Origin of the sequence: Enterovibrio gelatinilyticus (assembly GCF_028683095.1) — a bacterium.
GTDB classification, from domain to species: Bacteria; Pseudomonadota; Gammaproteobacteria; order Enterobacterales; family Vibrionaceae; genus Enterovibrio; species Enterovibrio gelatinilyticus.
This window is the reverse complement of record NZ_JAJUBC010000131.1, coordinates 1-419: the sequence shown is the minus strand read 5'-3', so window position 1 is coordinate 419 and position 419 is coordinate 1. Positions and strand designations below refer to the sequence as shown.

The 419-nt window shown below is 45.3% G+C and carries 1 protein-coding gene; it reads right to left on the bottom strand.

The genetic code is table 11. From position 1 onward, the window contains the following. The coding region (locus LRP50_RS25535; RefSeq protein WP_274167192.1) for a hypothetical protein at positions 1 to 419 on the bottom strand (419 nt) is incomplete at both ends.

The window sequence follows — 419 nt, the reverse complement described above, 5'->3', positions numbered from 1 at the left end:
ATCAGTACCACCATCGGTGCCGCCATCAGTACCACCATCGGTGCCGCCGTCAGTGTCGCCGCTGCTGAAGTAGATATTATCTAAATAGATATCCACTGGTTCATTGATATCAGCTCTTGCAGCAGAAATGACAATTTGTGCTATCGCATTTCGTGATAAATCACCATTTGCACTTGCACTTGTAAAATCACTGAACGGAATAGCTAGCGTAACGGTATCGGTGCTAGTAGGCGTACTCGTGTATTGAATCGCACTCGTTTCACCTGCGCCTCCATCATGGTTAGACAGCTTGATATTAACCACTTGCCCTGCTAACAAAGGATCAACCTTGTATTGCATATGGAAAGTATCAAGGCTTGTCGCGTCAAATGCAGCTGATGAGAAATCAATACCAGCAAACGTTTGACCAGCACCAACAT